This window comes from Segeticoccus sp. (assembly GCF_035708005.1).
Genome location: NZ_DASSTI010000172.1, coordinates 1 through 2,618 on the forward strand (window position 1 = coordinate 1; position 2,618 = coordinate 2,618).

Here is a 2,618-nt window from a genome sequence, read left to right on the forward strand (position 1 = left end):
ACGAGCTCCCCCGGCCCAGCCGGGACACCGCGGTCCAGGTCACCGCACCCACCAGCGCGGTCGCCACCATCCAGGCGGCGACCACGGTCACCACTCTCGCCCACCGCGCCATCCAGGCAGAGTGCCCCGTGCCGGGTTAGCTGGAGGTTAAGTCGGCGCTAAGAGTTCGGCTCCCGGACCAAACTGTCCGGTTTCTCCGTGGCCTCACGCGCCCGAGCCACCTACCGTCAATGATGTGGCGGCGGTGCTGATCGTCGAGGACGACGCGACGGTCCGCGGCGCCCTGGTCCGGGCGCTGGGACAGCTGCCCCACGCGCCGAGCTCAGCAAGTACGGCGATGGAGGGGCTCCGGCTGCTCCTGGACGAGCAGCCCGACGTCGTGCTCCTCGACCTGTCGCTCCCCGACCTGGACGGCTCGGCGCTGCTGTCCATGATCCGCGCGGTGAGCACGGTGCCGGTCATCGTGATCAGCGCCCGCGACGACGAGAAGGACATCGTCGCGCTGCTGGACTCGGGCGCCGACGACTACCTGGTCAAGCCCTTCTCGTCCCGGCAGCTGGAGGCGCGCATCCGGGCGGTGCTGCGCCGCGCCGACGTGAAGGCGCCGTCGACTCCCCTGGTCGTCGGTGGCCTGTGCATCGACACCGCCGGGCGCAGCGCCTCCCTGGACGGGCGGCCGCTGGTGCTGAGTCCCAAGGAGTTCGACCTGTTGGCCTACCTTGCCGAGCACCTCGGGCAGGTGGTCAGCAAGCGCACCTTGGCCGCGGAGGTGTGGAACCAGCCGTACGGCGGATCGGACAAGACCTTCGACGTGCACCTGCACTGGCTGCGCCGCAAGCTCGGCGAGACCGCCGAGCAGCCGAGGTACCTGCACCGGGTCCGCGGCGTCGGCGTGAAGCTCGTCGACCCGGGGCCATGAGGCGGCTGTTCGTGGTGTACGGCGCGGCCCTCACCTCCGCCGTACTCCTGGCGCTCATCGTCCCCCTCGGCCTGCTGGCCGGCACGCTCGCCAAGGACCGGGCGCTGACCGCGGCCCGTCAGGAGGCACAGGGACTGACCGTGCTGGTCGGCTCCGCTGGACCGGCCCGGCTGCAGGAGGCGGTGCAGGCGGTCAACCATGGCGAGCGGCGCACCACGGTGTTCCTGCCGAACGGCTCGGCGATCGGCGCGCGCGCCGCGAGGACCCCGCACGTCGCGCTCGCCCGCACCGGGGTGGCGTTCACCGCGGCGGCGCGCGGAGGCGAGCAGGTGCTGCTGCCGGTGGCCGGCCAGCACGGTGTCGCGGTGATCCGCACCTTCGTGCCCGACCGGCTGCTGCGGGCCGGGGTCACGGCGACCTGGGTGACGCTCGGGCTGGTCGGGATGTTCCTGCTCGGCGTGGCAGTCGCGATAGGTGCGGTGCTGGCGGGTCGGCTGTCCCGGTCGGTGACCGAGCTGGCCGACGTGGCCGAGCGGGTCGGGGCCGGTGACCTGGACGCCACGGTGGAGCCGGCCGGACCGGCGGAGGTGGCCTCGGTGGGCCGGGTCCTCAACGGCCTCGGCGCGCGCATCAGCGCCATGCTGGCACGCGAGCGGCAGCTCGGCGCGGACCTGTCGCACCGGTTGCGGACTCCCGTCACGGCGCTCCGCCTCGAGGTGGAGGCGCTGGCCGACCCCGAGGAACGGGCCACGATGACCGGCCACGTGAACGCGCTGACCGCGGCCGTCGATGCCGCGGTCACGGCCGCCCGCGCTCCTGCCGAGTTGGTCGTGTCTGATGGGTGCGACGCCACGAAGGTGGTCTCCACCCGCGCCGAGTTCTGGGCAGTGCTGGCCGAGGAGACCCACCGGCCGTTCACCCTGTCGGTGCCCGACGACTCGGTGTGGGTCTCCCTCTCGGCCGACCGGCTGGGGGCCGCGCTGGACGCGCTGCTGGACAACGTGTTCAGCCACACCCCACCAGGAACGGCGTTCGCGCTCACCGTCGAGCCCCGGGGCGACGGCCGGGTGGACGTCGGGGTCGAGGACGACGGCCCGGGGCAGCCGGAGGAGTTCCAGGCGGCGGACGGGGTCCCCGGTTCGACGGGGGTCGGGCTCGACCTCGCCCGTCGCACCGCTGAGCTGGCCGGCGGCGCGCTGACGGTACGACGCGGCGAGGCTGGTGGGACCCGCGCGGTGCTGTCGCTGCCCTTTCGCGAACCTTAACCAGGCGATGGTGCGCCGTTAACCCACCGGCACCGAAGGTGGTTGCACCGAGGGCCCCAGTGGACCTCCCGAGTGGCGGCACCGTAGCCCCCGAACCGAGCGGCCGAACCCCTCAGGCCAATCGGCGCGGTGCCGCCGCCGGGCCCTCGGGTCAGCCGTCCAGGTAGGTGTGAAAGAACGCCGCGATCCGCCGTCGCGCGTCACGGGTGGCCTCCGCGTCGTACTCCGTCCCGGAGATCCGGGTCAGGAACCGCAGCAGCGGCGTGAGGTCGGCCGGGTCGTGGTCGTTCATGAAACCGTGCCGGACGCCCGGGTACACCTTCACGTCGTGCGCGACCCCGTGCGCGGCGAGCAGCCGGCCCAGCCGCATCCCCGCCTTCGCGCCGAGCGGGGACCGGTCGGAGCCGCCGAAGCTGCCCACGATCGGGCAGGCG

3 protein-coding genes are annotated in these 2,618 nt (G+C 73.4%); 2 read left to right on the top strand and 1 reads right to left on the bottom strand.

Annotation, left to right across the window (positions count from 1 at the left end; all coding sequences use genetic code 11):
* Positions 1 to 235 precede the first annotated feature (235 nt).
* Both VFL99_RS16385 and VFL99_RS16390 read left to right on the top strand, forming a co-directional pair.
* Positions 236 to 919, top strand: coding sequence for a response regulator transcription factor (locus tag VFL99_RS16385; protein WP_325107426.1), 684 nt, complete (start codon positions 236 to 238; stop codon positions 917 to 919).
* A complete protein-coding gene (locus VFL99_RS16390; protein WP_325107427.1) occupies positions 916 to 2,184 on the top strand; it encodes a sensor histidine kinase in 1,269 nt (422 codons plus the stop codon). The genes VFL99_RS16385 and VFL99_RS16390 overlap by 4 nt, the downstream gene beginning before the upstream one ends.
* 151 nt (positions 2,185 to 2,335) lie before the next feature.
* Here the strand turns inward: VFL99_RS16390 and VFL99_RS16395 are convergent.
* A partial coding sequence (locus VFL99_RS16395) for a dienelactone hydrolase family protein (protein ID WP_325107428.1) occupies positions 2,336 to 2,618 on the bottom strand: 283 nt, incomplete at its 5' end.